This window comes from Flavobacterium sp. LC2016-01 (genome assembly GCF_009711135.1).
Classification (GTDB): Bacteria; Bacteroidota; Bacteroidia; order Flavobacteriales; family Flavobacteriaceae; genus Flavobacterium.
Genome location: NZ_WMIC01000003.1, coordinates 409,713 through 436,450, shown reverse-complemented (window position 1 = coordinate 436,450; position 26,738 = coordinate 409,713). Strand labels below are relative to the sequence as shown.

Annotated in this window: 25 protein-coding genes; 12 read left to right on the top strand and 13 right to left on the bottom strand. The window is 32.5% G+C overall.

Translation table 11 applies throughout. The annotated features are described in order from the left end of the window. Window positions 1-35 precede the first annotated feature (35 nt). From GKZ88_RS08900 to GKZ88_RS08885, 4 genes are all read left to right on the top strand, one after another. Window positions 36-1,616, top strand: a complete 1,581-nt coding sequence (locus GKZ88_RS08900; protein WP_155102018.1) for an NADP-dependent glyceraldehyde-3-phosphate dehydrogenase — start codon at window positions 36-38, stop codon at window positions 1,614-1,616. Between the two features lie 226 nt (window positions 1,617-1,842). Further along, entirely contained in the window at window positions 1,843-3,717 is a 1,875-nt protein-coding gene (locus tag GKZ88_RS08895) for a M1 family metallopeptidase (RefSeq protein ID WP_196216463.1), read from the top strand. Between the two features lie 11 nt (window positions 3,718-3,728). Continuing rightward, window positions 3,729-4,121, top strand: a complete 393-nt coding sequence (locus GKZ88_RS08890) for an ACT domain-containing protein (protein WP_155102017.1) — start codon at window positions 3,729-3,731, stop codon at window positions 4,119-4,121. Between the two features lie 152 nt (window positions 4,122-4,273). Continuing rightward, window positions 4,274-4,885 carry a hypothetical protein gene (locus GKZ88_RS08885; RefSeq protein ID WP_155102016.1) on the top strand — a complete coding sequence of 204 codons (612 nt, stop codon included), beginning with the start codon at window positions 4,274-4,276 and terminating at the stop codon, window positions 4,883-4,885. A gap of 44 nt (window positions 4,886-4,929) precedes the next feature. Here the strand turns inward: GKZ88_RS08885 and GKZ88_RS08880 are convergent, their stop codons facing one another. After that, entirely contained in the window at window positions 4,930-5,493 is a 564-nt protein-coding gene (locus GKZ88_RS08880) for a hypothetical protein (protein ID WP_155102015.1), read from the bottom strand. A 180-nt stretch (window positions 5,494-5,673) separates the two neighbouring features. Between GKZ88_RS08880 and GKZ88_RS08875 the strand changes: the two genes are divergently transcribed. From GKZ88_RS08875 to GKZ88_RS08855, 5 genes are all read left to right on the top strand, one after another. Further along, the gene (locus GKZ88_RS08875) at window positions 5,674-6,078 is read left to right on the top strand and encodes a GNAT family N-acetyltransferase (protein ID WP_155102014.1); all 405 of its coding nucleotides are present in this window, start codon (window positions 5,674-5,676) and stop codon (window positions 6,076-6,078) included. 258 nt (window positions 6,079-6,336) lie between these two features. Beyond that, window positions 6,337-6,720, top strand: a complete 384-nt coding sequence (locus GKZ88_RS08870; protein WP_155102013.1) for a hypothetical protein — start codon at window positions 6,337-6,339, stop codon at window positions 6,718-6,720. Window positions 6,721-6,896: 176 nt separating this feature from the next. Beyond that, the gene (locus tag GKZ88_RS08865; protein WP_155102012.1) at window positions 6,897-7,979 is read left to right on the top strand and encodes an efflux RND transporter periplasmic adaptor subunit; all 1,083 of its coding nucleotides are present in this window, start codon (window positions 6,897-6,899) and stop codon (window positions 7,977-7,979) included. 118 nt (window positions 7,980-8,097) lie between these two features. Further along, the gene (locus GKZ88_RS08860) at window positions 8,098-11,265 is read left to right on the top strand and encodes an efflux RND transporter permease subunit (RefSeq protein ID WP_155102011.1); all 3,168 of its coding nucleotides are present in this window, start codon (window positions 8,098-8,100) and stop codon (window positions 11,263-11,265) included. Continuing rightward, window positions 11,258-12,697 carry a TolC family protein gene (locus tag GKZ88_RS08855; RefSeq protein WP_155102010.1) on the top strand — a complete coding sequence of 480 codons (1,440 nt, stop codon included), beginning with the start codon at window positions 11,258-11,260 and terminating at the stop codon, window positions 12,695-12,697. Before GKZ88_RS08860 ends, GKZ88_RS08855 begins: the two co-directional genes overlap by 8 nt. A 318-nt stretch (window positions 12,698-13,015) precedes the next feature. Here the strand turns inward: GKZ88_RS08855 and GKZ88_RS08850 are convergent, their stop codons facing one another. The 3 genes from GKZ88_RS08850 to GKZ88_RS22590 form a co-directional block, all read right to left on the bottom strand. Beyond that, complete coding sequence (locus GKZ88_RS08850) at window positions 13,016-14,737, bottom strand: ATP-binding protein (RefSeq protein ID WP_155102009.1); 1,722 nt, start codon at window positions 14,735-14,737, stop codon at window positions 13,016-13,018. Between the two features lie 51 nt (window positions 14,738-14,788). Then, the gene (locus GKZ88_RS08845; protein ID WP_155102008.1) at window positions 14,789-14,980 is read right to left on the bottom strand and encodes a hypothetical protein; all 192 of its coding nucleotides are present in this window, start codon (window positions 14,978-14,980) and stop codon (window positions 14,789-14,791) included. A 189-nt stretch (window positions 14,981-15,169) separates the two neighbouring features. Then, window positions 15,170-15,304, bottom strand: coding sequence for a hypothetical protein (locus GKZ88_RS22590; protein ID WP_255474703.1), 135 nt, complete (start codon window positions 15,302-15,304; stop codon window positions 15,170-15,172). A gap of 238 nt (window positions 15,305-15,542) precedes the next feature. Between GKZ88_RS22590 and GKZ88_RS08840 the strand changes: the two genes are divergently transcribed. Beyond that, on the top strand, window positions 15,543-16,175 hold the full coding sequence (locus GKZ88_RS08840; RefSeq protein ID WP_155102007.1) for a hypothetical protein: 633 nt from the start codon (window positions 15,543-15,545) through the stop codon (window positions 16,173-16,175). A 355-nt stretch (window positions 16,176-16,530) separates the two neighbouring features. Further along, complete coding sequence (locus tag GKZ88_RS08835) at window positions 16,531-16,896, top strand: hypothetical protein (RefSeq protein WP_155102006.1); 366 nt, start codon at window positions 16,531-16,533, stop codon at window positions 16,894-16,896. Window positions 16,897-16,972: 76 nt separating this feature from the next. On the opposite strand, the gene GKZ88_RS08830 is transcribed toward GKZ88_RS08835, so the two are convergent. The 4 genes from GKZ88_RS08830 to GKZ88_RS22310 all read right to left on the bottom strand — a co-directional run bounded on the left by GKZ88_RS08830 (window position 16,973) and on the right by GKZ88_RS22310 (window position 21,200). Next, a complete protein-coding gene (locus GKZ88_RS08830) occupies window positions 16,973-18,325 on the bottom strand; it encodes a GH1 family beta-glucosidase (RefSeq protein WP_155102005.1) in 1,353 nt (450 codons plus the stop codon). A gap of 269 nt (window positions 18,326-18,594) precedes the next feature. Further along, window positions 18,595-19,263: a response regulator transcription factor gene (locus GKZ88_RS08825; protein WP_155102004.1), complete on the bottom strand. Its 669-nt coding sequence runs from the start codon at window positions 19,261-19,263 to the stop codon at window positions 18,595-18,597. A gap of 7 nt (window positions 19,264-19,270) precedes the next feature. Beyond that, a complete protein-coding gene (locus GKZ88_RS08820; protein ID WP_155102003.1) occupies window positions 19,271-20,977 on the bottom strand; it encodes a tetratricopeptide repeat protein in 1,707 nt (568 codons plus the stop codon). Window positions 20,978-21,026: 49 nt separating this feature from the next. Then, on the bottom strand, window positions 21,027-21,200 hold the full coding sequence (locus tag GKZ88_RS22310; protein ID WP_196216462.1) for a hypothetical protein: 174 nt from the start codon (window positions 21,198-21,200) through the stop codon (window positions 21,027-21,029). Between the two features lie 344 nt (window positions 21,201-21,544). Between GKZ88_RS22310 and GKZ88_RS08815 the strand changes: the two genes are divergently transcribed. Continuing rightward, entirely contained in the window at window positions 21,545-22,462 is a 918-nt protein-coding gene (locus GKZ88_RS08815; protein ID WP_155102002.1) for a hypothetical protein, read from the top strand. 171 nt (window positions 22,463-22,633) lie between these two features. Here the strand turns inward: GKZ88_RS08815 and GKZ88_RS08810 are convergent, their stop codons facing one another. The 5 genes from GKZ88_RS08810 to GKZ88_RS08790 all read right to left on the bottom strand — a co-directional run bounded on the left by GKZ88_RS08810 (window position 22,634) and on the right by GKZ88_RS08790 (window position 26,736). Further along, window positions 22,634-22,813: a hypothetical protein gene (locus tag GKZ88_RS08810; protein ID WP_155102001.1), complete on the bottom strand. Its 180-nt coding sequence runs from the start codon at window positions 22,811-22,813 to the stop codon at window positions 22,634-22,636. 12 nt (window positions 22,814-22,825) lie between these two features. Next, complete coding sequence (locus GKZ88_RS08805) at window positions 22,826-23,233, bottom strand: hypothetical protein (RefSeq protein ID WP_155102000.1); 408 nt, start codon at window positions 23,231-23,233, stop codon at window positions 22,826-22,828. Between the two features lie 95 nt (window positions 23,234-23,328). Beyond that, window positions 23,329-24,384, bottom strand: a complete 1,056-nt coding sequence (locus GKZ88_RS08800; protein ID WP_155101999.1) for a type I restriction endonuclease — start codon at window positions 24,382-24,384, stop codon at window positions 23,329-23,331. A 94-nt stretch (window positions 24,385-24,478) separates the two neighbouring features. Beyond that, window positions 24,479-24,988, bottom strand: a complete 510-nt coding sequence (locus GKZ88_RS08795; RefSeq protein ID WP_155101998.1) for a hypothetical protein — start codon at window positions 24,986-24,988, stop codon at window positions 24,479-24,481. A gap of 2 nt (window positions 24,989-24,990) precedes the next feature. Then, window positions 24,991-26,736: a hypothetical protein gene (locus tag GKZ88_RS08790; protein ID WP_155101997.1), complete on the bottom strand. Its 1,746-nt coding sequence runs from the start codon at window positions 26,734-26,736 to the stop codon at window positions 24,991-24,993. Between the last annotated feature and the right edge of the window lie 2 nt (window positions 26,737-26,738).

Here is a 26,738-nt window from a genome sequence, read left to right as displayed (position 1 = left end):
ATGCTATTAATAACCAAACTATAAATTACCAGATTATGAGTTTAATACCCGAAGAATATCAGATTAAAAGTCTGATAAATCAAGATACCTATCTTGTAAATGGAGAATTGAAAAAATGGACAGGGCAGACTACACCAGTATTTTCGACGATTTCATCAACTGAAAAATACACTCCAACATTGTTAGGATCGATTCCGTTTATGGCAGAAAAAGAAGCTGCCGAAGTGGTTGAAGCTGCAAACACAGCCTATAATAAAGGTCAAGGTTTATGGCCAACTATGAAAGTGGTTGATCGTATCAAATGCATGGAAAATTTTGTAAAGCAGATGAAGGAAACCCGCGAAGAAGTGGTGAAACTTTTAATGTGGGAAATTGGAAAAAACCTTGGCGACTCGCAAAAAGAATTCGACAGAACAGTTGAATATATTTACGATACAATTGCCAGTTATAAGGAATTAAACGGGCGCAGTTCGCATTTTGAAAAAGTACAGGGTGTTAATGCAATGATTCGCCGTGGACCGCTTGGAGTGGTTTTATGTCTTGGGCCTTACAATTATCCTTTAAATGAAACTTTTTCTTTGTTGATTCCGGCTTTGATTATGGGTAATACCGTGATTTTTAAACCGGCTAAACATGGTGTTTTATGTATTTCGCCATTGTTAGAAGCTTTTAGAAGCAGTTTTCCAAAAGGCGTTATCAATATTGTTTACGGACGCGGAAGAGAAGTGGCTTCGCCAATTATGAAATCGGGTAAAATTGATGTTTTGGCATTAATTGGAAACAGTAAATCAGCGATTGCTTTGCAGGATCAGCATCCAAACAAAAACAGACTTCGTTTGATTTTAGGATTAGAAGCTAAAAATCCAGCGATTATTCTTCCGGATGCCGATTTAGATTTGGCTATTCAGGAATGTATTGCCGGAACTTTATCTTTTAACGGTCAGCGTTGTACAGCTTTAAAAGTGTTATATGTTCACGAATCTATCAGAGAAGAATTCAACAAACGTTTCTCTGAAAAAGTAGACAGTTTAGCATTCGGAAATCCGTGGGAAAAAGGAGTTTCTTTAACACCGCTTCCAGAAACAGATAAACCGCATTATATTCAGGGATTAATTGACGATGCAAAAAGCAAAGGCGCACATATCCTGAATGAAAAAGGAGGAAAGCATACAGAAAACTTTATTTTTCCAGCAGTTTTATATCCAGTAAATAAAGAGATGAGAGTGTATCACGAAGAACAATTTGGTCCAGTAGTGCCAATTATTTCTTTCAAAGATATCAACGAACCTCTTGAAGATATGGCCGAATCAAATTATGGCCAGCAAGTGAGTTTGTTTGGTAAAAATATCAAAACTTTAGCGCCGCTTATTGATGCTTTGGTAAATTTAGTGTGCCGAGTAAACCTCAACAGTTCTTGTCAGCGTGGGCCAGATGCGTTCCCGTTTACAGGACGTAAGGATTCGGCAGTTGGAACTTTAAGTATTCCAGATGCTTTGCGTTCTTTTTCAATACGTACGTTTGTAGCTTCAAAAGATATCGATTATAACAATGAAATTTTGCAGGAATTGCTAAACAGCAAAGAATCAAACTTCATTAATACCGATTATATTTTGTAGTCATCAGGGTTATATATTAATTGTAGGGGCCGTCTTTTTCTATTTGAAAGAGACGGTTTTTTTTGTGAGATGCTAAGAGACTAAGATGCTGAGGTTCTAAGTTTTTTTTGAAACCTGAAACTTGAAACCTGAAACTTTGATTTTTTTTTAACTCAATTGTAACAATAAGTTAAAAATATCCACTAATATTATACACAATTAAATCATCAAAATCTTAAAACAATTTATGAGAAAAAATTCACTGCAGTTTTTATTAATTGCTCTTGCATTTTTTGCACAAAACAGCTTTGCACAAGAGCTTTATATGCCTAGAAATATAAAAGATGCTTACGCAAAAGGTACACGTTCGATGGACGGAAAACCTGGGAAAAATTATTGGCAGAATCACGGAAAATATACAATGGAAATTACTGTTGATGCCAAAACAAAAATAGTAAGCGGAACAGAAACAATCGAGTACGAAAACAATAGTAACGATACATTAAAAAATTTACCGATTAGATTTGTAAATAATCTTCATAAACCATCTTCACCGAGAAGCGGTTCAGTAAGTCAAGATTTTTTAAGTGACGGATTAACAATTACTTCATTGAAAATTGCTGGTGAAGTGTACAAAGAAGACGGCAGAAAATGGGGAACTGTCGGAATGATTCGAATGAAAAAAGCGATTCCGCCTCATTCTAAAACAACAATTAATATTGACTGGAATTATCCTTTGTCTAAAGAAAGCGGGAGAGAAGGACAAATTGACGAAACTACTTTTTTTGTAGCGTACAGTTATCCGCGTGTTTCAGTTTTTGACGATTATAATAAATGGGACAGACTGCCTCACACCGATCGTCAAGAATTCTACAATGATTTTAATGATTACACCTATTCAGTAAAAGCGCCTAAAAATTATGTGGTTTATGCAACTGGAGATTTGCTTAATCCAGATGAGGTCTTACAGCCAGAATTTGCAGAGCGCTTAAAAAAATCTTACATAACTAATGAAATTCTGCACATCGCAAATGAGCAGGAAATGAAAAACGGATTGGTTACAAAACAAAATGATTGGAATGTTTGGAAATTTGAAGCGAAACATATTTCAGATGTTTGTTTTGGATTAAGTGATCATTATTTATGGGATGCCAGCAGTGTTGTGGTAGATAAAAAAACAAACAGACGCGCGAGTGTTCAAGCCGCTTATGACGTGAAAGGGACTGATTTTGAGGCTTCGGTAAAAAATAATCAATATGCGTTAGATTTCTTTTCGAATAAATGGCCTGGAGTTCCGTATCCGTTTTCTAAAATGACGGCTTTCCAAGGTTTTGCCGATATGGAATACCCAATGATGTGCAACGATTCGCAAATGGGTGATCCTAAATTTGCACAATTGGTTCAAGATCATGAAGTCGCGCATACCTACTTTCCGTTTTACATGGGAATCAATGAAACACGTTATGCTTTTATGGACGAAGGCTGGGCAACAACTTTTGAATATTTGATTGGAATTGAAGAGCATGGTAAAGAAGCGGCGGATAAATTCTACAAAGAGTTTAGAGTGAAAAACTATATTAATGATGCGTCAACAGAAGAAGATCAGCCAATTATTTCGATGTCGTCTCAGGTTTCTGATGCTGGTTATGGAAATAATTCTTATGGAAAAGCTTCTCTATCTTACATTGCTTTAAAAGATTTGCTTGGCAATGATGTCTTCAAAAAGGCGCTTCATGCGTACATGGAAAATTGGAATGGAAAACATCCAATTCCGTGGGATTATTTCAATTCAATTAATTCGGCGACAGGAAAAAATCTGAATTGGTTTTTTAATAACTGGTTTTTTACCAATAATTATATCGATCTTTCAATTAAGAGTGTAGAGAAAAATAAAGTTTCAATTATAAATGAAGGAGGTTTTGCTATTCCATTTGATATAGTAGTAGTTTATACTGATAATTCTGCTGAAACTGTACATCAAACACCTGCAGTTTGGGAGAAAAATCAAAAATTAGCAGTGATAGATCTAAAAAATAAGAAAGAAATTAAACAGATTACTATTGATGGCGGTATTTTTATGGACGCATCACCTGCAAATAATTTTTGGTTGAACAAACAATAATAAAAGAAGAAATGTCTGGAGAAAAAGACCTGCAAAAGTTGCTTAAAAACATGAAACCTGAGCATAAATTGGGAAATTATGTTTTTTGTAAAGTAGACAAATTGGAAGGTTTAAATTTAGATGAAGTTGATATGTTTTTTAGAGAAGAAGAAGCCATAACGCTGATTTTGAGAAAAGAAATTGCTGAAAGGTTACATCTGGAGTATTCGATTGTAATGTCTTGGATTACGCTTTCTGTTCATTCTTCACTAGAAGCGGTTGGTTTGACTGCGGCTTTTTCTAAAGCACTTTCACAACATGAAATTAGCTGTAATGTTGTTGCAGCGTTTTATCATGATCATATTTTTGTCGATAAAGATGATACGGAAAAAGCGATGGAGATTTTAAATTCATTTTCAAATTAGACATAAATTTTATTGCTTTTTTAATAATTTGCTAAAAAACTGCTTCATTACTGAAGCAGTTTTTTTTATATGTATTATTGTGGGAAACCGTAATTATTAGAATAATTAATTCATTAAGTTTGCGGAAATTAAAAAAAACAATCCCCAAACCAATGAGAAATTATTTTATTCTTGTTTTTATGCTATTTTCAATAAAAAATATAGCGCAAACTGCTCCGAATATCGCATTTCAAAAAAGCAGATATGATTTGGCAGTTTCCTATTATAAAAAGGCAGATTTTAAAAAAGCATTAGATTTATTTTCGATTGCATCTAAACTTAAACCTGAAAATGAATTAGGAAAAGAATCTATAAAAAAGGTAGATACTCTTAAAACTATTTTGCGAGATGATGCCTTACATTATATTATTGGTACATGGAAATTAGCTGGAAACAAGCCTACTTGGGCGCAGACGACAGGTACTGATAAAAATGAAAAAGAGGAAATAGTTGAAATAAGCAAAGACAAGATTTTGTTTTATGAAAATGACAATAAAACACAGATCAAAAAACTGATTAAAACGGAAGATTTAAAGTATTTTAATAAAGATGCATTTGATGCAGCATTTTCGGATATCATTCTTTCTGACGGAACGATCTGGAGCTGTCTCTTAAATAAAGAAACAAATGTACTTCGAGTTATTAATGTCGGAAAAAAAACCGAAACTGGTGTCGAAAAAATAACCAGTGATAATGAAGAAGCCTATTTTGTTAAAGTGAAATAAAAAAAGGGAATCAATTTTGATTCCCTTTTTTTATGTCTTCTATTTTATAAAAATTTAAAACCTACAGAAAAATTTGAAACACCCGTTTTGATACTTCTTCCCGAAGGATCTAGATCTGTTACTCCGGCGAGATATCGATAATCAATAGTAAATCGCCATAAATCAACTCCTGCACCGCCTAAGAAACTGCTGTTATTTCGTTCAAAAGCAATAAAATTAAGGTTGTTGCTTGCGGAGATATCGGAATAGTTTTTCCAGTTGTATCCAACAAAAATTCTTACGTTTCCTAGTTTTCCAAGCGGAACCACTTTTATACCGGCTATTAAAGTTGCATCTGTCCCGCCTAATTTATATTCGGTTTCTCCAATTCCGGTTTGCGAAACAGTAAACTTCGATTCAGCATATCCAAATTCGCCTTGAGCATAAAAAAGTGCTAAATTAACCCTCGCAAATCCTGAAAAACCATAATCTGTTCCTGCACTTTTTGAGCTGAAATCATCTGTAATAACAGAAGTGATATTGGTAGAAAACATGGGGCCAACTTGTATTAACTGTGCAAATCCATTGGCACAAATACACAATAATGAAGCAAGAAAGAATTTTTTCATAACTGGTTTTATTTGTTTTTGATCCCATAAAATTAATTATTATTAATTTAAATAGAATGATTTTTCTGATTTATTTTGAGTTATCTTTTTGATAATGAGTGTAGTTGTGTTTTTTGCTTTAAAAGAATACCGCATTTTTAAATGGTGTAAATTTGGCTAAAGATCAAATACGTTTTAAAAATGGAAATAAAAGCGATTCAGCCTTCGCAGACTTGGCAAATCAGACATGAAGTAATGTGGCCGGAACAGCCTATTGAATTTGTTCAATTACAAGAAGATGACTTTGGATTGCATTTTGGTGCTTTTGAAGATGAAAAACTGGTTTCAATTGTTTCTTGTTTTTTTACTGAAGATGAAATGCAGTTTAGAAAGTTAGCCACTTTAGAGGCCTATCAAGGAAAAGGAATTGCATCAGAATTGCTAAAATTCATTTTAAATCTTGCAAAACAAAAGAAAATAAAACGAGTTTGGTGCAATGCGAGAAGCAATAAAAAATCATTTTATGAAAAATTTGAAATGAAAGATACACACCAAATTTTTATTAAAGCAGAACAAAAATTTACTATAATGGAAATTTTGCTATAGAAAAAGAACCAAATTTGCTGAATAAAATATACAAAGTCAGATAGTTGTGATTTGCGCAATATTTACTCCATTAAAGCCCTTGTCTTAATAAGATTCTAATTGAGAACCTTTTTTTCGTGATTTTTCTGTATAAAAAAATAATATTTTAATAAAAATGATGCCTAAAAAAAGAATGAAAACGTTTTCGGTTTTATTAAATGTTAAAGCTTATTAAAAAATATTTTTTTGTTTAGATACTTTGCTTACTTTCGCACCCAAATGAGAAAGTTAATAGTATTTTTAGTATTCATGAATTTGCTTCTATTTGGCGGAGGCCAATATTTGAATGCAAATACTTTTGATGCTTCTCACCATCACACCCTTGTAAAAAAGCACCGTGTAAAATTCACTCATCAGGAACGAGGCACTTCGGTTATTGAAGATGCTGATATTGATCTTGAAGAAGATTTACTTGGAAATGATGATGTTAATGATGGACTTACTGCTAAATTTGTTGCGGTTAATTACAGTTTGCTTGATAACTGGTATTTGACATTTTCAGATCAGTCTGCAACAAATGAATCAAATCGTTTTAAAATCTTTGCGCCTTTTCTTGCGCCTTCAAATCCTATTTACATTACGCAACGCGTATTAAGAATTTGATTCAACAATACACATCGGTTACCTAAGCTGTAATCCTGCTGTCTTGTTGATGTATTTTTTTTCTACTTCTTCTTGTATAAAAGTGAGGTTATAACTTATCGGTTTCTGATGCATTTTTCCATCTAGAGGAATCATTGTATTCCAAGCATTCAATCGCTTAATTTCCAAACTAAATCATGAAAAGAAGTATTTTGTTCACAGGCTTAATTGCCTTTGTGTGCCTTGTTAGTTGTAACACTAAAAAAGAAGAAAAAGAAGAAGTGGAAACATTTACTGTGACAAATCCGGTAAAAATTGACACTGTATTTACTAAAGAATATGTTTCGCAGATTAAATCTGTTAGAAATATTGAAATCCGTGCCCAGGAAAAAGGGTTTTTACAAAACATTTATGTTGACGAAGGTCAGTTTGTAAAAAAAGGCCAATTGTTGTTCAGAATTATGCCAAATATGTATGAAGCAGAATTGCTTAAAGCACAAGCTGAACAAAAATCGACTGAAATTGAATTGCAAAATGCTAAACTTTTAGCAGATAAAAATATCGTTTCTAAAAACGAATTAAGTGTTGCTCAAGCTAAATTGCAATCTGCAAAAGCTGAAGTTTCTTTAGCAAAACTTCATTTATCATTTACAGAAATCAGAGCTCCGTTTGACGGGACAATTGACCGTATTCCATTAAAATTAGGAAGTCTTATTGACGAAGGTGAATTGCTTACAAGCCTTTCAGACAACAGTCAAATGTTCGCTTATTTCAATGTTACTGAGCCAGAATATCTTCAATATGAAACTAATGTTCAGGGTCGTGCAGAAAATAAAGTGAATTTAGTTTTAGCAAATGGCGAAACATTTAAGTATAAAGGAAATGTTGAGGTTATAGAAAGTGAATTTAACAACGAAACTGGAAATATCGCTTTTAGAGCAAGATTCCCAAACTCTGAAAAATTGCTTAGAAATGGCGAGACTGGACAAGTTCAAATGTTCTTGCCTCTTAAAAATGCAATTGTAATTCCGCAGAAAGCGACTTATGAAATTCAGGATAAAAAATATGTTTTCGTTGTCGATAAAAACAACAAAGTAACCTCTAGAGAAATCACGATTACAGGTGAAATTCCTGATTTATACGTGATTAAAAGCGGACTTACTGAAAATGATAAAATTTTGCTAGAAGGAGTTCAAAAAGTAAAAGAGAACGACAAAATTAAATATGAATACCAAGCCCCACAAACGGTAATCAATCATTTACGTGTGAAAGCAGAGTAATAAAATGTTCAGCCACTCCCGATAGCTATCGGGATTAGTATTCAATCTTTTTGAAACTATAAATATGTGCTGATCATTTATTGATTTCCTTTTAGTTTAATCATTAAAAAAATATAAAATGTTTAATAAATTTATACAAAGACCTGTTCTGTCGATAGTAATATCGCTGATAATTGTCTTTTTAGGGGTATTGTCGGTATTGAATTTGCCAATTACGCAGTTCCCTACAATTTCACCGCCAATGGTGAATGTTACCGCAGATTATCCTGGATCTAACGGTGAATTGATGATCAAGGCGGTTGTTATTCCTTTAGAAAGAGCTCTGAATGGTGTTCCAGGAATGAAATATATGGCTTCAGATGCCGGAAATGATGGTGAAGCTACTATTAAAGTGGTATTTAATTTAGGAACAGATCCAAATCAAGCCGCAATTAACGTTCAAAACCGTGTGGCTTCGGTTACCAATAAATTACCTCCATTAGTAATTAGAGAAGGTATCAAAATTACGCGTGAAGTACCGAGTATGTTGATGTACGTGAATCTTTACAGTACAGATAAAAATACCGATATGAAGTTCTTGTATAACTATGCTGATATCAACGTACTTTCAGAATTGAAAAGGGTAAATGGTATTGGAGCTGGAGATATCTTAGGAACACGTGAATATGCAATGCGTATCTGGCTGAAACCAGATCGTATGTTAGCGTACAAAATTTCTGCAGATGAGATAATGGAAGCATTGTCAAGCCAGAGTTTGGAGGCTTCGCCAGGTAAAACAGGTGAAAGTTCTGGTAAACGTTCTCAGGCATTTGAATATGTATTGAAATATTCTGGACGTTTTACAACAAAAGAGCAATATGAGAACATTGTAGTAAAAGCAAATCCAAATGGAGAGCTTTTACGTTTGAAAGATGTTGCTAAAGTTGAATTTGGAAGTTCGATGTACGATATCTATTCTAATTTGAATGGAAGACCATCGGCGGCGATTGTATTAAAACAGTCTTTTGGAAGTAACGCGAATCAGGTTATTGAAGAAGTAAAGGCTAAATTGGAAAAAATTAAGAAAAGATTTCCAAAAGGAATGGATTATGAAATTTCATATGACGTTTCTAAATTCCTTGATGCTTCTATCGAAAAAGTAATTCATACGCTTGTTGAGGCATTTATTCTAGTTGGTTTAGTAGTATTCCTTTTCTTGGGAGACTGGCGTTCTACGGTTATTCCGGCAATTGCGGTACCTGTATCGTTAATTGGAACTTTTGTGTTCATGACATTCTTTGATATTTCATTGAACTTAATCACATTATTTGCCTTAGTACTTGCCATTGGAGTCGTCGTCGATGACGCGATTGTGGTTATTGAAGCCGTTCACGCCAAGATGGAAGAGGAACATCTCTCCCCGTTGAAAGCGACTAAAAAAGCGATGCATGAAATTGCAGGAGCAATTATCGCAATTACATTCTTAATGGCTGCCGTATTTATTCCTGTTGCCTTTATGTCGGGTCCTGTTGGAGTATTTTACAGACAGTTCTCTGTAACGATGGCAACTGCGATTATTCTTTCAGGTATTGTGGCTTTGACATTGACACCAGCGCTTTGTGCTATGATGTTAAAAAATAATCACGGTAAACCTAAAAAGAAAACACCAGCAAATAGATTTATTGATGCTTTCAACGAAAAATTCAATTTAGCACAAGGAAAATATCAAAATCTGCTTGGCAAAATTGTTGACAGAAGAGTTGTTACTATTGTGGCGCTTCTTGGTTTTTGTGCTGGAACATGGATTATAAGCAGTTCTGTTCCTTCAGGATTTATTCCAAATGAGGATCAGGGGATGTTTTATGCTGTAATTCAGACACCTCCAGGTTCCTCTTTAGAGAGAACTAATAATATTGCTGAGAAAGTTCAAAAAATTGCTGAAACAATTGATGGAGTAAAATCAGTTTCTTCATTAGCAGGTTATGAGATTCTGTCTGAAGGTACAGGAGCAAACTCGGGAACTTGTTTGGTGAATCTTAAAGACTGGAGTGACCGAAAAGAATCTGTTCTTGAGATCATGCATGAAATGGAGGAAAAATGTAAAGATATTACAGGAGCTAATATCGAATTTTTCCAGCCGCCTGCTGTACCTGGATATGGTGCTGCTGGAGGATTTGAGCTTCGTTTGTTAGATAAAACCGGTTCTGTTGATTACAAGAAAATGGAACAGGTAAATAACGATTTTGTTGCTGAATTGAACAAACAACCAGAATTATCAAACGTATTTAGTTTTTATAGTTCTAGTTTCCCTCAATACATGATGAAAGTCGATAATGATTTGGCACAGCAAAAAGGTGTTTCTATTGAAAATGCCATGAATACTTTGTCAACTCTTGTGGGAAGTAACTACGAAATCAGTTTCATTAAATTTGGTATCAACTATAAAGTTATTGTTCAGGCTTCTCCAGAATACCGTGCGCAACCAGATGATATTTTAAAGCTGTATGTGAAAAATGATCGTGACGAAATGGTACCTTTTTCTGCTTTTATGAAATTAGAAAAAGTATATGGTCTTTCAGAAATTACGAGACATAATATGTACACGTCTACACAAATTAGTGGTTCTGCAGCTGCTGGTTATAGTTCTGGTACTGCAATTAAAGTAATTCAACAAATTGCTGCAAAAAAATTACCAAGAGGATATGACATTGACTGGGCAGGTATTTCTGCCGATGAGGTTGCTCAGGGTAATCAGGCTATTTGGGTATTCTTGATCTGTTTAGGATTCGTTTACTTGGTTTTAGCAGCTCAATACGAAAGTTTTATTTTGCCATTATCAGTTATACTTTCTTTACCAGCGGGTATTTTTGGAGCTTTCCTTTTATTGAAAATTGCAGGATTAGAAAACAATATTTACGCTCAGGTTGCCATGGTAATGCTTATTGGTTTATTAGGTAAAAATGCGGTATTGATTGTAGAGTTTGCTATTCAAAGACATGCAGCTGGATTAACCGTTTTACAAGCAGCTATGGAAGGAGCAAAAGCAAGGTTCCGTCCAATTTTGATGACTTCGTTTGCTTTTATTGCAGGTTTATTGCCGCTTGCTTTTGCAACTGGTCCAGGTAAAATTGGAAACAGAACCATTGGTACTGCAGCAGCCGGAGGTATGCTTATAGGTACTATCTGCGGGGTTTTTGTAATTCCGGGATTGTATTTCATATTCGCTAAGATTGCTGAGAAGCACAAATTGGTAAAACATGAAGAAGAGAATCCATTAACTGAAGAAATTGACAACAATCATGTATAAATTAAAAGTATATAAATATAGTGCCGTATTGGGATTATGTCTTGCTGCAGCGAGCTGTAAAGCTCCTGTTGCGGAGACTGCAACTGCCAGTGCGCCAGTTCCGCAATCATTTGGTGCTGCTGCCACTCAGGATACAATCAATACCTCAACTGTAAAATGGAATGAGTTCTTTAAAGATCAAAATCTTATTGATTTGATTGATGTGGCCCTGAAAAACAATCAGGAGTTAAACATGACGCTGCAGGAAATCGAAATCGCGAAGAACGATATAAGAGTTCGTAAAGGACTTTTATTGCCAACAGTTGGTGTTCGTGCCGGAGCTGGAGTAGAAAAAGTAGGAAGGTATACCAGCCAAGGTGCTGGTGATGCCACTACAGAAATTAAACCTGGTGTTGAAACTCCAGATCCGCTTGGTGATTTTACAATTGCCGCTTATGCAAACTGGGAAGTGGATATCTGGAAAAAACTGCGCAATTCTAAAAAAGCAGCAATAAACAGATATTTAGCAACTGTTGAAGGCAAAAACTTTGTAGTTACAAATCTTATTGCTGAAATCGCCGATTCATATTATGAATTATTGGCTTTAGACAGTCAGCTTGATATTGTAAAACAAACGATTACTTTACAAAGTAATGCTTTGGAAATTGTAAAAATTCAGAAACAAGCTGCAAGAGCAACAGAACTTGGTGTTAAGAAGTTTGAGGCTGAAGTTTTTACTTCAAAAAGTATGGAGTTTGATATTTTACAGCAAATTAAAGAAACGGAAAATAAAATTAATTTCTTGTTAGGACGTTACCCACAGGAAATTAAAAGAACAAACACTAACTTCCTGACTTTATTGCCAGCTTCAGTAAGTGCCGGAATTCCGTCTCAATTGTTAATGAATCGTCCTGATGTTAAACAGGCAGAATTGGAATTAGTTGCTGCAAAATTAGATGTAAAAGTTGCTCGTGCAGAGTTTTATCCGTCACTTGATATTTCTGCTGCTTTTGGAGTTCAGGCATTTAAACCATCTTATTTGTTTACGTTTCCTGAATCGCTTTTATATTCTTTAGCTGGAGATCTTGCCGCACCGCTGATCAACAGAAATGCAATTAAAGCAGAGTTTTCGAGCGCAAATGCAAGACAGCTTCAGGCATTATACAATTATGATAAAACGATTTTAAACGCTTATTTAGAAGTATCTAATCAGCTTTCTAAGATTGATAATCTGCAAAAAGGGTATGATTTAAAATCACAGCAAGTTGCTGCATTGAACACATCAATTGATGTTTCGAATGATTTGTTTAAGTCGGCACGAGTAGATTATTTTGAAGTTTTAATGACGCAACGTGATGCATTAGAAGCAAATTTAGAATTGATCGATACTAAAAAAGAACAACTTAACGCTGCGGTTCATGTTTACAGAGACCTAGGCGGAGGTTGGAAGTAGAATGCCCATTTTAATTAGTTATTAGTAGAAGCCTCTCAGAAGTCAAATTCTGGGAGGTTTTTTTTAAATTAAATAAACCGGATTAATCCCAAAGCTTCGACGCTCCTAATAAGATAAAAGCCAAAAACTCTTTCTATAGTTTCGAAGGAACAAATTATATTGTAAAGCTGAACTGGACTGAAATCCAGCCCTACAATATGGTTCAAGCCAAAGGCTCTTTTTATAGTTCCGAAGGAACAAATTATATTGTAGAGCTGGACTTCATCCAGTTTAAATAAAATAACGCAAAAAACCTTTTAGAATAAGGGAACAAGGTTTTTAAATTTTTGTTTGCTTAGGAATAACAATTTTGGCCTTAAAACCTTTATCGGGTTCTGTTTCAAAATCTACAGTTCCTTTAACCGCATGAATACGGCTTTCCATATTTTGAAGGCCATTTTTTACGATCCTATTTTTTTCGCAGCCAATGCCATTGTCGGTGTAGTTTATTAAGATAGAATTTTGATCATTTTCAAATTTTAAAACAACAAGGTTTGCTTTGCTGTGTTTTTTCATATTTACCAATAACTCTTGTAAAATTCGGCTAATGGTGATCTTCTTTATATCATCAATAATTTCCCAGTTTACATTTTCTAAATTGGTAAATATGACATTTCTTTCGCTGGTATTATAACTCGAAAGCATTTCTTTTATGCTGATGGTAAAATTCGCACCCGTATCAATTCTGTTGTTTTCTTTTGAAATTCCTCTTACACGGCCGTAAATGTCATCTAGTTTTTGAAGAAGATTCTCTTTTGTATTTTCTTTAGACAAAGGTTGCGATTCGGTAAAAGCAATCACATTAAAGACATCGTTTGCTAGCTCATCATGGATTTTTTTAGCAATTCTAGTTTCGGTTTCATACGAAGCTTTAAATTCGATGGCCTTGTTTTTATTTTTATAATAGCGAATTAGAATTGCTATTAAAATAACAAGAAAAATAAATATGATAACTAATACAATTCGCAGGTATTTTTCCTTTTGAAGCGCTAACAGGTTTTCAGCTTTTTCTAAGCGAAGTTTCTCGTTTTCATCTTTTTCTTTTTTAGAATCGTATTTAATTTTGGCAGATTTATTTTTGAAGTTGTTTCTAACCCTAATGATACTGTCGTTTAGTGTAAAATACTTTTGAACATATTTGATTTTATTAGGACTGTTATTATTTGAAATTAAAATTTGAAGCGCTTCTAATCTTTCGTCAACACTATTTAAATTTGTGGCAACGTTGTATGCTGTAAGCGCATTTTCATCTGATTTTTGAATGTCTTTTTTGGAATAATAATCCGCTAAATTCAGATAGCTTTGGATACTTCCATAGGTATCGTTAATTTCATTTCTTTTTTGGAGAGCTTCACTCATTAAACGGAATCCTTTTTCTTCCATTCCTTTTTTAAAATAAGCATAACCCAAATTATCTTGAATTCTCGCTTTACTGAATGCGCTAGATTTCTCATTAAAAGGTTTAGTATTTAATATGGATTCCATAAGAGCAATCGCTTTGTCATTTTTTTTTTGGTAAATATAAACAACAGCAATATTGCTCATAATGTCATGTTTAAGGACAGGGTCTGTCTCATCTTTTATGGATTCCTTGTAGTAAAAAATGGCATCATCGTAAAGAGATAATTCTTTATCAGCAATACCTAGAATAAGATTTATTGAAGAGGTATATGTATTCTTTTCATTATAATACGCTAAGGCTTCTGTAGCGGTCTCCTTACTGCCATAGTAATCACCATTAACTTGCTGAATTGTTGCTATTGAAATAAGCGCATATCCTATATTGGCACTGTCATTTAAAGTTTCAAAAAGTATTTTGGATTTATTAAATTCGTGAAAAGCAGTGTTGAAATTTTGTTTTTTAAGATTTTCGTATCCTTTATTTCGTAAGCTAAATGCTTCTTTTCGGATAGATTCTGTCTGAGAATCAATAGTCTTTTTTTCTTTACAGGAAAAAAGAAAAAGAAAAAGAATAGAATAAAAAAACGGGGACCGTAACATAGAAGTTTACTTTCCCCGAAAATACTAATTAATTAGATACTAAAAATATATTTATTCATCCTTTGGTGGCGGTGGCGGTGGTAGTTTATCATCAGGACCATCACCATCAGCAGCATAAGTATCCTTTACTGGACTAATAGTTTTTTTTGTTTCTTGTTTCGGCTTCGTTTCAATTTCATCCGGAGTACAAGAAAATATGCTGAATAATAACGCAATAGCGCTAAAAAGTAATAATTTTTTCATTTTGATTTAATTTAGAAATTAGACATAGGTATTGCTGTCCGGAGTTATCCAGAGTTCATTATTGACAATACCAAATTGATTTTGGGAAGTTGATCGTGTAGAACGGTAAGACGTAATTTAAACTTCCCGAATAAACTCGGTCTTACGGTTTTCCACAATGTTAATTAGAACTAGTTTTATATTTTTGTTTTAGTCTGCAGACAAAACTTGAACTAATTTCTGATACAAAGGAAAGGCACTTTTAGACCACTGTAGATAAGGAATTCCCGGAATTCCTGCGTTTTCCTGAGATTCCCATGATTTCCCAATAAAATAAAAATGCAATGCCTATTTTTATATTAAATATTATTTGATTTTAGACTAATCTCTATTTTAATAGAGGCCAAAAGTCTGATGAAAGTTGGGTGAACTTTGAAAAAAAGTAGAAATAATCTGGAATTAAAGTGAAAATTGAAAGTGCTGGTAAGGATTTGAATTTTAGAAGTCAAAAGTAAAGGCATATAAAAAGGTTTAGATTAAAAATGAAAGTAAAGAGTCCAAAGAGATTCCTAAAAAAGATAAAATGAATAATACATTAGAAGAATATAAAAAAGGGATTAAAATTAAATATGAACTCGAAAAGGAGGGAGAACACTTTGATTATTTGTATAGTCCGTCTCGAGGAAAACTCCGCGATTTGTGCTGGCTTATTTTCGAAAATAAACCAACCCAAGATGATTTGAATGTTTTTAGGAATTTATTGTGTTTAGATTTTGATCATACTAAAAAGAATAAGTTTAAGGAACAAAAGGATAAGTTTAGACCTATAGAAACCTTTTTTAAAGGAGAAACAGATCCGTCAAATATTGACGCAATAAATCTTGCGGCAATTATGGTCGATTTTCAGCCGCGCCCTTTTAAAAGGTTTAATGAAAAGTGCAGAATTGAAGAAACCAAAATGGTTGAAAATGCAGAAAGAAGTAAAGTGTCTGCCGAAATCGAAAATGAAGCCATAGAATTGAAGAGTTTTGTGAAAAATGAAAATGAAGAGCCGAAAGAGCTTCCTAAAAGGGGAAATCTTTTTTTGAATTTAAAAGATATATTTTCTAAAAAAATAGTTCAGAAAATGCATCCAAGAAAAGTAATTACGATTGCAATTGGAGCGGTCGCATTGGTGTCTTCTGCGTGTTTGTACTTTGTGCAGAAAAAAGATTAGAAAGGATAATTTCCAAATGAAGATGGAAAGCATTTTTTTGAAAAATAAAATGCAAGAAATTGGAAAAAGAATAATTTTTTAAGAAGTAATTTAGGCATTTAAATAGTTTGTTTTTTGGCATATATTAAAGTGGTATTTACACTATAAAGATACGAAAAACATACGGTTAAACCAAATAAAATCAGCAAAATAACTGATTTTATTTAACTTTTTTAGAAGTTTTTTTAGTGTTTTTTGATGTTTAATAATTGAGGTACTGAAACTTGTTTTTAGGCTGGATTGAATAAAATTATTTATATTTATAAAAGAGTAAAAACAGTTTGATTTCGGCTGCCAATCATTTAAAATATCATGTATGAAAAAGGTTTTAATTTTATTAATTGCTCTATCCGTTTTAGGGTGTAAAAAATATGTAGTGTTGTTTGAACAGCCAACAAATATGCAACTGAATAACTTAAAACTGGAAGTATATCTGGATAAAAAGAAAGTTCAGGATATTAACTTAAAAGCAACAAATGAAATGCCGACATACCAAACAGCGGAACTTTCAATATCTGACGAAGGAAAGCACGTTCTTGAGGTTAAAGCAAAAGATACAACCTTTAGTTTTGATATAAAATATCCCGAAGAAAAATATATTATGGTGACGGCTCACTTAAAAAGCAACGGAAAGCTTAATATTGGAATTATAAAGCAACCATATAAATTTAGATATCATTGATAAATGCTTTGTTTAAAACATAAAAAACCTTTCACATTAAATGCGAAAGGCTTTTATTATTTTTAAGGAATTAAGCTTAAGATAAAAAATCTTTGAGCCAGAATCCTGAATTTTTGATGGTTCTTTTTTGAGTCTCAAAATCAACATGAATTAGTCCAAATCTGGCGTTGTAGCCTTCGGCCCATTCAAAGTTGTCAGTAAGTGTCCATACAAAATAACCATCGACATTTAGGCCGTCTTCTTTGGCTTTTAAAATTTGTTCCAAGTGGTCCTGAATATAATGTGTACGTTTTATGTCATGTACTTTTCCATTTGTAACAGTGTCTGGGAAAGCAGCACCATTTTCGGTAATTATAATTTTTTTGATGCCGTCGTATTCGTTAAATCTTTTTAAAACATGATAGAGCGCAGGAGGATACACTTCCCAACCCATATCAGTTGCTATGACATTTCTTTTTTCGGCACTAATTAACTCGGCACCGATATATGGAATTATTAACGACGATTTTACAACTTCTCTGGTATAGCATTGCAGACCAACAAAATCGAAATCGAAAGCTATGTTTTCCAAATCATTAGGCGCGATATAATTGTTTAGTTTTTTTAAAACAGGTAAGTCATCTTGCGGATATCCGAGTCCGAGAAGCGGTTCGATAAAAGTTCTGTTCAATAAAGTATCGACACGTTTTGCAGCTTCAGCATCTTTTTGACTTGTTGTAGCGGGTTCAATATGAGTCGAAGAAAAAGTAGTTCCAATATTTGCGTCAGGAATTCGGTTTCTAAGTATTTTTCCTCCTGCTGCAGTTGCCATTGTAACGTGGTGCATGGCTTTTAGGTAATTTGTAATTCCTTTTTTTCCCGGAGCGTGAATGCCCAAGAAATAGCCGGCTCCAGTAAAAACAGAAGGCTCGTTAATTACCATCCAGTTTTTTACACGATCGCCAAAATGTTTTGCACAGATTTCCACATATTCTGAAAACCACGAAATTGATTCGCGATTCGTCCAGCCGCCTTTTTGTTCGAGTGCATGAGGCAAATCCCAATGGTAAAGCGTGACCCAAGGTTCAATTCCTTGTGCCAATAATGAGTCGATGATTTTATTGTAGTAATCAATTCCGGCTTGATTTACAGGATGAGTTCCTGTTGGCATAATTCGTGGCCAGCTGATCGAAAATCTAAAATTCGGTATATTTAATTCTTTGATTAAATCAATATCATTTTGATACGAATTATAGAAATCACAAGCGGTTATGGCATGATGTCCATTTTTAATTTTCCCTTTTTGAGAGGTAAAAACATCCCAGATCGAAGAACCTTTTCCGTCTGCATCATGAGCTCCTTCAATTTGAAATGCGGCGGTAGAAACACCCCACAAGAAATCCTCTCCAAATTGATTTTTGTTTAGAAACGAGTTTTCAATTTTATTCATTCAAATGTATATTCCTTGATTTTTAATTGACTTTTTAATGAAGGAAAGAAGATTGCATAGCTCTTAAAAAAAGCCATTCTTTGAATGATACCAGAAAATTTAGATTAAAGAATTTCATAACTTTTACTTTTATTCAAATTAATAAAACTAATGTGAATTAATTGTAAAGTCATTATTATCAAATAATTAAATAAGTATTGAATTAGTAAATCAAAGCAATAAAAAAAGCCCCTTCAGGAGCTTTATAAAATATTGATGCAGATTTAGAATTAAATAATTCCCATATCCTTTATGATCGAAATTAATTGAACGCTATTGTTCGCTTTAAAAAAATCTTTTAGTTTGGCTAATCTTTTTTCGATAGCGCTTTTACTGTTAGGTTTGATATCGGCATTTTTAAAGATATTTATAATGTCTTCCTGCGATTTGCCTTCAGCTAAATATTTCAGGATTTTAATATCAATATCATCAATTTCAAAATTGTTTTTTTCCTGTAATACAGATGCGATTTCTGGAGAAATAAATTTTTCATCAGAAGCAGAAATCATGTTAATGGCTTTTTTTAATTCTTCAATACTGTTTCGGCCTTTTAGTACAAAAGCGTTGATGGCAGCATTTTCAAAAAGCGATTTAATACGATAACTTTTGTCTTCGACCGAGTAAGTAAGAATTTTAATATCAGGCTGTAATTCACGCGTCTTTTGAACTAATTCATCACCACTGGCCAATTTCACTTCACGGTGATCTGTTTTGAATGAAAGATCACTTATCAATAAATCATATGGGTCATTGTCCTGAACAGCTTTTCGTATTTTTAAAAAAGCATCGTCACAATATTTAGAATAGTGAAAGTTTTCAATCCCTAAATCTTTTAGGACTTGTTCTATTCCAAAATTGATGCTGTCAAGGTCTTCGGCTATAATTACTTTTTTAAACATATAAAAATTATTTAGGCATGGATATTTTTACTTTAAAACCTTTATCGGGTTCAGTGTCAAAAGTAATAGTTCCTTTCGTAGACAAAATACGGTTTTCCATATTTTGAAGACCATTTTTAAAAATTTTATTTTTTTTAGCTCCTTTTCCGTTATCTATATAGTCTATAAAGATCATATTTGCATCTTGGTCAAATTTTACAACCACCAGCGAAGCCCCGCTGTGCTTGGTCATATTGACCATTAATTCTTGTAATGTTCGCTGAATTGTAATTTTTTTAATATCATCAATAGCATCCCAATTTATTTTTTCGATACTGTTTATAATAATGTTTCTTTCGTCATTATTATAAGTAGAAAGCATTTCTCTCAAGTTTGGTAAATAATTTATGCCCGTGTCAATTGTATTATTCTCTCTTGAAATACTGCGGACACGTGCATATATATGATCCAGTTTTTCAATCAGAGTTTCTTTGGCGCTTTCGTTTTCTAGCGGCTGTGTCTGCGAAAATGTAATGGTATGGAAAACATCATTTGCAAGTTCGTCATGAATGTTTTTCGAAATTCTGATTTCCGTTTCGTAGGCTGTTTCGAGTTTTTCAATTCTGTTTTTGTTTCGGTAATATTTCCTCAGATAAAATATCAGAACAGAAAGCAAAAGAAAAATCGAAATGAATATAAATTGACGATACTGCGCGCGCTGCAAGGCTATTTGATTTTCAGCTTTTTCTAAACGAAGTTTTTCATTTTCGTCTTTTTCCTTTTGAGAATCGTATTTAATCTTAGCAGATTTATTTTTAAAATTATTTCTGATTTTAATAATGCTGTCGTTTAAAGAAGTGAATTTTTTGGCGTATTCAGTATTTTCTGCTACCGACTTATTTGACATTAATAAAGCTAAAGCCTCTAGACGCTCATCTATACTGTGCATTTTTGTAGCTGTGCGATAGGCTTTTAAAGCAAATTCTTTTGATTTTTGAGGATTAGTTTCACTATAAAATTCGGATAAATGAATGCTGTTTTCGATACTCCCGTAATCATCTTGAAGACTCTTTCTCAAATCTAAGCTTTTTTGCATGTACAAAAGTCCTTTTTCAGGCAATCCATTTTTAAAATAAGCATAACCTAAATTATCAATGATCCGTGATATACCATCTTGTGATTCTGTTTTAGCTATTTTTATTTTTATAGCAGATTCTAGGAGATTTATGGCTTTATCGTATTTTTTTTGGTTTATATAGACAGCTGCAATATTGTTTAAATAAGCTTGTTTAACTTCAAGACCATCATAATCTTTCATAGCTGCATTATAATAGTAAATTGCATCTTTATAATTAGATAATTCTTTTTCAGCTATCCCAAAAAGACCATTTACATAAGAAGAGTAAATATCTTTTTTTCTGATATAAGGCAATGTTTCTGTAAGCGTTTCTTTGCTTGCATAATAATCGCTATTGGTTTGCTGAATCAGAGCCATTTGAGAAAGGACATATATAATATTAGCACTATCAGCAGTCTTTTTATATAAAGTTATAGATTTATTGAAATAGTAAAAAGCACTATCATAGTTTTCTTTCTGAAGCGTTTTAATTCCTTTAGCTCTAAGTTCTTTGGCTTCTTTTTTTAGGGCCTCATTTTTTACAGGAACAGCTGTTTTGTCTTTGCATGAAATAAGAAAAACAAAAAGAAGAAAACATAAAAAAGGGGATCGTAACATAAAATTTACTTTCCCCGAAAGTACTAATTAATTATTAAGTACAATTTTTTTATTCATCTTTTGGAGGAGGCGGTGGAGGCGTCGTATCGCCTGGACCATCATCGGCATATGTTGGTTTTGCAGGTTTGATTTCTTTTTTTACATCATCATATTCATCAGCAGTACAAGAAAACAATGTTGTACTCAATAAAGCGAACGCTCCCAATAAAAATATTTTTTTCATTTTTTTTATGATTTAAAAATTTGGCATAAGCATTGCTATTCAGAAGTATTCTGAATCGTTTTTTGGGCAATGACAATTTTTGTTTGGGAAGAAAAGCGCGTAGAACAATAAGAGTTAATTTAGACTTCCCTCCTAAACTTTGTCTTACAGTTTTCCGCACTTTATGAGTGAACTAGTTTTGTACAATTATTCTAATCGCGAGTCAGAATGAGAACTAATTCTGAGACAAAGTAAACATGTAGTTTCCTCTGAATTGACAAGAAAATCCGGAGATTCCTAATGTTCCTGATTTTCCTGAAAAATCCGAGAATTTATCCTAAAAATCCTGAAAATCCTGAATGTATATGGACAACATTACACGATGCAATTATGAAAAAGCTTATAAAGAAGCTATACGAACAAAATATAATAATGAAAAAGAATTAGGGGAAAATTCTAATTATCTGGAGACACCTTCTCAAGCACATTTGAGAAATTTATGCTGGAAAATTTTAAGTGTAAATCCCGCGCCAGACGACTTAAAAGTCTATTGGGATTTTAAAGGTACTCCTTTCAATAAAAATGAAGAAGATACCTGCACAACTTATACCGATAAGTACAAAAAGGTTGGCGCTTTTTTAAAAGGCGAGAAAGAACCTCAAAAAATAGATACGGTTGACATGGCGGCAATTTTGATTGATTTCCAGCCAAGACCTTTTCGAAAATTTAAGGCAAAAGCAATGGCTCAGGAAGGACAAATTACAGTATACGGTGCCGAAGTTTTAAGCAAAAAGGAAAATGAGAATACAATTGAAATTTTAAAAAAGCCAGAAACCCCCGTTTTTGTAAAAACACCAAACAAGAAAAGAAAATTCAGAATTTATAAGTCAAGATTTAAAATGTTCCGAACTGCAGCTATAACTGCTTTTATCTGTTTAATTGGCGTTATTATTTATTTGGCGCTTCCGCAGAAGGAATGTATGCAGTGGTCTGAGGATCATTATGAGCTTGTTAATTGTAATTTGAAAACAGAAGGTTCGCTTGCAGGAAATCCAGTTGAATTGTTAGATGAAAGTTTGGTTCATCTAAAAAAAGTTGATATTTATGATAATACAGTTTGTTTTGATAAATACGGACGCGCAACAATTTGGTATGCGAACACGGCTGATGGAATTGACTTTTTCAACGGTCATGGTCGACACCCAGAAAATAATAATGCACTAAAACCAGTGACAAAAGATATTTTCAAAAAATACGCACATAAGTCGAGTAAAGAAAAATAAAAAACCTCCCAAAAAATATCTTTATTTTGAGAGGTTATGTAATTCGTTTTATTGATTCAGTTGTTTTTTCTTTGATTTTAGCTCTTAATTGAGAAGGTAAAAAATCACTCATAATACAACTTTGAATGATAAAAAATAATTTTAATCTTCCCAACCACAAAGCGTCAAACCCTATCCTTGAGCTTTTTTAAGGGTAACTTTTGTAATCTCATGATTGCATGAACTTAGTCCGCGACAGCTTGCATTATAATGATATCTTTTGGCGCCTGTTGGACCGCATAAATATACTGTCGTTTCAGGCGGGCAAAATGAAGTTAAAAAAACGAAGAGAAGTAATAAAGCATATTTCATTTTTGACCTAATTTATTTTACTACTAATTGATATTCATTTCCTTTATTATCAAAAGCTTTTAATTTTCCATGAGAAATCCATTCCGTATTGATTTCGATTTCAGCAATACTATCAATTAAAATTCCTGCGCCATATTTCCGGTGAACATTTATATTTCCAAAAACCGAATCACCTTTATAATTTATTCCTTTTACATCATAATTGTATTCGTAATTTCCTGGATTTCCGGTCCGGTATTCATATTGGTAGGTTTTATTTACGTGATAGGTTTTTGCTTCTTCCGGTGTAATCGTTTTTCGGTCGTCTGCTGTAACTGCCTCTTTATAAAATGTATTGATTTGCTTTGGAGGAGGAGCATCAGCTTTTTTACAGGAGTAAAACGCAAATAATAAAAGTAAGATAAGGTAGTTTTTTTGCATAGGCTTTGTGGTATTTGGTTTAGAGCTAAAAGCTTTATTTAATTTCTAAATCTAATTAGAATTAAATTCTTTAAAATGAGTACTTATACGTGATTTTATTCTGTTTCGTAGAGCGCCACAGTATCTAATAATTCTTTCTCAAACTGATAAATATCGTCGATTGATGAAATTGAAATTTTTGACTCTGTTTTATTGTCATTAAAAAGGCTTATGTATTTTTTACCGCCATTAAGATGCAGTCGGCATAAAGGCTTACGATTGTTGTCATCTAGTAAGATTCCAAAATAAGATTGCGTATCGCGATAAACAATTCTGTTGGTTGGTAATTTTCGACGTAAAATGGCAACTACTATTCGATAACCATCAAGTTCTTCTTCAGATGTAATAATTTTATTGTCATCTTCAACTATAGTAATTTGTTCAACTTGCTGTTTGATTGTTTCTTTGGTTAAAGCAGCATTTAATCGGTCATTGATTTTATCATTAATAAATTGGCTGACCGATTTTTGAACTAAATCTTTAAATTCATCGATAACTTTTTCAGTCAATCTTCCGGCGTACACTTTATTGGCAAAAAGCTTTGTAAAATCATTTGAAGGATTTTCCAATTCAACGCTTATTTGTTTTTTTATTTCTTTGATATATTTTAAAGAGCTGGCATTGCTGACAATATTATTTACATCAAAGTTCGCTTTATGAAATTTCGCAATTTCGTTTATAGTATTCTCTTTTAGATTGCAGATGTCAAATTCCAAAAATGGTTTTTCATCCATTTTGTTTTGATTATCTAAATCAGTAAAAAATTGGTAAGTAATGCCGTTTGTCAAAAGCGCAAATCGGGTTTTTGTAACGTGGAAATAGCGAAATAATTGAGAATTATGTACTGTAAGATTTTCTTTCCAGCTTTTGCATTCTACAATGATAATGGGTTCTCCATTTTGAAAAATAGCATAATCTACTTTTTCGCCTTTTTTCAGCCCAAGATCTGCTGTAAATTCAGGAACTACTTCTAAGGGATTAAAAGCATCATAACCCAAAATATGTATAAAAGGCAATACAAAAGCATGTTTTGTAGATTCTTCAGTCTCAATCTTACTTTTCAGCTGATTTATTTTATCGGCTAATGATTTTAGTTGAATGTTGATTTCCATTGGTTTTAGTTTTGATTATTATTCAAAGGTAAATCCTGTAAAACCAGTATTTTATGGAAATCCGTAATTTGAGGAATTTTTATTGTCTTTATAATTAATGATAAAATGGCGTTTCTATTGTTGGTAAAAACCATTTTAAGAAATGTTCAAAAATAGTTATTAGAGAGAAGGTAAATAAGATTAATAAAATTCCTTTTATAAGATAGTAACCGATATTTTCCTTTTCAATCTCAATAGTGTCTAATCTTGTACCAAATGATAATTGTAGTATTTTTTCAACTGTAAAATAAGATATGAAAGTGAAGAAAAAAGTAAAGCCAATAAAAATTGTAATTTTTTGCATTGATATCAAAAATGTATTTTCTATTAATTTCGAATAAATGATTATTTCGATTGAATTTTCAATTAATTCTAAAGCAACTTTTAAAAATAGAAAATAAGTAATCAAAATAGATACATACCATATCGTATATGAAATTTTTATTTTTTCTTGTTCTTCAGGTTTTAGATTTAATTTTTTTGCTAAAAATTGCATTGACATTAACATTAATAAAGTTGAAACTATTGCTACAAGGCATGTGAAAAATAAACTTTGTTTGTCCATGATTATTTTGATTTTAAGGAGATTCTCCAGTTGTTTAAATTTGAAATTTCATTGGGTATATTTCCAGGTCTAACATTTGGTGCTGTTGTTTCCCAAAGAATATATTTTTGGTTGTTATAATTATAAGCAATACCGTTAATTGGCAAATTAATTCCAATTATTGAGTGTCCGTAAAATTCACTACTCATAAGCATAATATCGTAATTGTAGTGACTTAAAATGTTGTATAGTAACAATGTACGTGTATCACAATCTCCTTTTAGATTGACTAAAAATTCCACAGGAGTATTGATTCCGAACCGTTGATTTCCACTGCAATCACCTTTATTGTTTAAAAGATAATTTCTTGTAAAACGATCACTGTATAAATTAGAATTACAATCCTTATCAAGTACTATAGCATATGGTATATCTTGAACAAAAGTTACAATCATTTCTGCAAATTGTATTTCGTTTAATCTTTTTACCTTATTGATGCTATCGAAAAGTTTAAATAAGTTATTGAAATTATTTTTGTCAAATTCTTTCAAATCAAAAATAACTTTATCGTAAGCATTTAAGGTATTTGAGTTTAAACGAAGACTTTCCTTATATAAGTGAGCTTTTTTATAATCACTTAATCTAATTTTATATTTACCTTCATATTTGTTGCCGGAATAGTCTTTCCAAGATCTATATCTTGTTATGATACTATCATTTTCAATATTTTGATCTTCATCTTTAATTTCTTCAATTGGAATATAGGGAGCTACTTCTCTCGGCGAATCAACAATTAATGGTTTTGGATTATAAGTATGTGATTGCTTGTTAAAGGAATGAATTAAGGAAGCAATAAATCCAATTAAAAATAGTATTCCAATTATTCTAAATAATGGTTTAAAAAATGCTCCCAGATTACCTAAAATTAATATAATTGCGAAAAAAGCAATTATATATAAGATACTGGGTAATAGAAAAATTATAAATGCCAAGCCAAATAAAAGACCAAGAATACCAAAACCTTGACTTGCGCATCCTGGATTATTGCCAATATTATTACGAGATCTAAAATTTAATGGCTGACCATTTTTTAAATACTCCCAATTACCCCAAACATTATCATTATGATTTATACATTTATATTCTCTTCTGATATAATTGTTTTTAATTTCTGTTTTTCCTGTTTCTATATTACTGCATACACAAATTGAAGGAGATTTGGGAATAGAAATTACTTCATCTTGAACTAAAATGACTTCTTCTACGATTTCTTTAGTTTCATCAACGATATATCCTGTAATGTAAGCGTTAAACGATCCAAAAATTTCATCACCTTCTGTTTGATGAAGTTTCCTTATTATTTCAAATTCGAATAATTGTGGTTCCAGTACATTTACTCCAAATAATTTTTCATTTGCAGTTATTATGACCGGTAGATTTTGGGGCAATTTTTCTTTTGGAAATTTTTTGCCTTTTATTTTCTTTCTTTTAAAGACGCTTTCAAAATCTCTGGCAAAAATAAAAGGTTTATCAGCTCTAAAATCATCTCGACCTTCACTTATTACATTTGCTTCATAAATTTCAAAATCAAAAAGATCTGCCTTATCGAAATCATCTTCAATTTTTACACCTCTGTATTTTCCAGAAATTATTCCCTTCAAATATGTCTTTCTTGGTGTAAGAATTTCGTATGTAACTTTTTTATAGGTCAAATTATCTTCTCCTGTGAAAGTTTCTTCATTAATAATATTTTTAACTTTATCAGGCATAT

Bases quoted from the DNA above. Each gene is read 5' to 3' on its own strand.
- GKZ88_RS08900 (WP_155102018.1), top strand. From the start codon at position 36: ATGAGTTTAATACCCGAAGAATATCAGATTAAAAGTCTGATAAATCAA.
- GKZ88_RS08895 (WP_196216463.1), top strand. From the start codon at position 1,843: ATGAGAAAAAATTCACTGCAGTTTTTATTAATTGCTCTTGCATTTTTT.
- GKZ88_RS08890 (WP_155102017.1), top strand. From the start codon at position 3,729: ATGTCTGGAGAAAAAGACCTGCAAAAGTTGCTTAAAAACATGAAACCT.
- GKZ88_RS08885 (WP_155102016.1), top strand. From the start codon at position 4,274: ATGAGAAATTATTTTATTCTTGTTTTTATGCTATTTTCAATAAAAAAT.
- GKZ88_RS08880 (WP_155102015.1), bottom strand. From the start codon at position 5,493: ATGAAAAAATTCTTTCTTGCTTCATTATTGTGTATTTGTGCCAATGGA.
- GKZ88_RS08875 (WP_155102014.1), top strand. From the start codon at position 5,674: ATGGAAATAAAAGCGATTCAGCCTTCGCAGACTTGGCAAATCAGACAT.
- GKZ88_RS08870 (WP_155102013.1), top strand. From the start codon at position 6,337: ATGAGAAAGTTAATAGTATTTTTAGTATTCATGAATTTGCTTCTATTT.
- GKZ88_RS08865 (WP_155102012.1), top strand. From the start codon at position 6,897: ATGAAAAGAAGTATTTTGTTCACAGGCTTAATTGCCTTTGTGTGCCTT.
- GKZ88_RS08860 (WP_155102011.1), top strand. From the start codon at position 8,098: ATGTTTAATAAATTTATACAAAGACCTGTTCTGTCGATAGTAATATCG.
- GKZ88_RS08855 (WP_155102010.1), top strand. From the start codon at position 11,258: ATGTATAAATTAAAAGTATATAAATATAGTGCCGTATTGGGATTATGT.
- GKZ88_RS08850 (WP_155102009.1), bottom strand. From the start codon at position 14,737: ATGTTACGGTCCCCGTTTTTTTATTCTATTCTTTTTCTTTTTCTTTTT.
- GKZ88_RS08845 (WP_155102008.1), bottom strand. From the start codon at position 14,980: ATGAAAAAATTATTACTTTTTAGCGCTATTGCGTTATTATTCAGCATA.
- GKZ88_RS08840 (WP_155102007.1), top strand. From the start codon at position 15,543: ATGAATAATACATTAGAAGAATATAAAAAAGGGATTAAAATTAAATAT.
- GKZ88_RS08835 (WP_155102006.1), top strand. From the start codon at position 16,531: ATGAAAAAGGTTTTAATTTTATTAATTGCTCTATCCGTTTTAGGGTGT.
- GKZ88_RS08830 (WP_155102005.1), bottom strand. From the start codon at position 18,325: ATGAATAAAATTGAAAACTCGTTTCTAAACAAAAATCAATTTGGAGAG.
- GKZ88_RS08825 (WP_155102004.1), bottom strand. From the start codon at position 19,263: ATGTTTAAAAAAGTAATTATAGCCGAAGACCTTGACAGCATCAATTTT.
- GKZ88_RS08820 (WP_155102003.1), bottom strand. From the start codon at position 20,977: ATGTTACGATCCCCTTTTTTATGTTTTCTTCTTTTTGTTTTTCTTATT.
- GKZ88_RS22310 (WP_196216462.1), bottom strand. From the start codon at position 21,200: ATGAAAAAAATATTTTTATTGGGAGCGTTCGCTTTATTGAGTACAACA.
- GKZ88_RS08815 (WP_155102002.1), top strand. From the start codon at position 21,545: ATGGACAACATTACACGATGCAATTATGAAAAAGCTTATAAAGAAGCT.
- GKZ88_RS08810 (WP_155102001.1), bottom strand. From the start codon at position 22,813: ATGAAATATGCTTTATTACTTCTCTTCGTTTTTTTAACTTCATTTTGC.
- GKZ88_RS08805 (WP_155102000.1), bottom strand. From the start codon at position 23,233: ATGCAAAAAAACTACCTTATCTTACTTTTATTATTTGCGTTTTACTCC.
- GKZ88_RS08800 (WP_155101999.1), bottom strand. From the start codon at position 24,384: ATGGAAATCAACATTCAACTAAAATCATTAGCCGATAAAATAAATCAG.
- GKZ88_RS08795 (WP_155101998.1), bottom strand. From the start codon at position 24,988: ATGGACAAACAAAGTTTATTTTTCACATGCCTTGTAGCAATAGTTTCA.
- GKZ88_RS08790 (WP_155101997.1), bottom strand. From the start codon at position 26,736: ATGCCTGATAAAGTTAAAAATATTATTAATGAAGAAACTTTCACAGGA.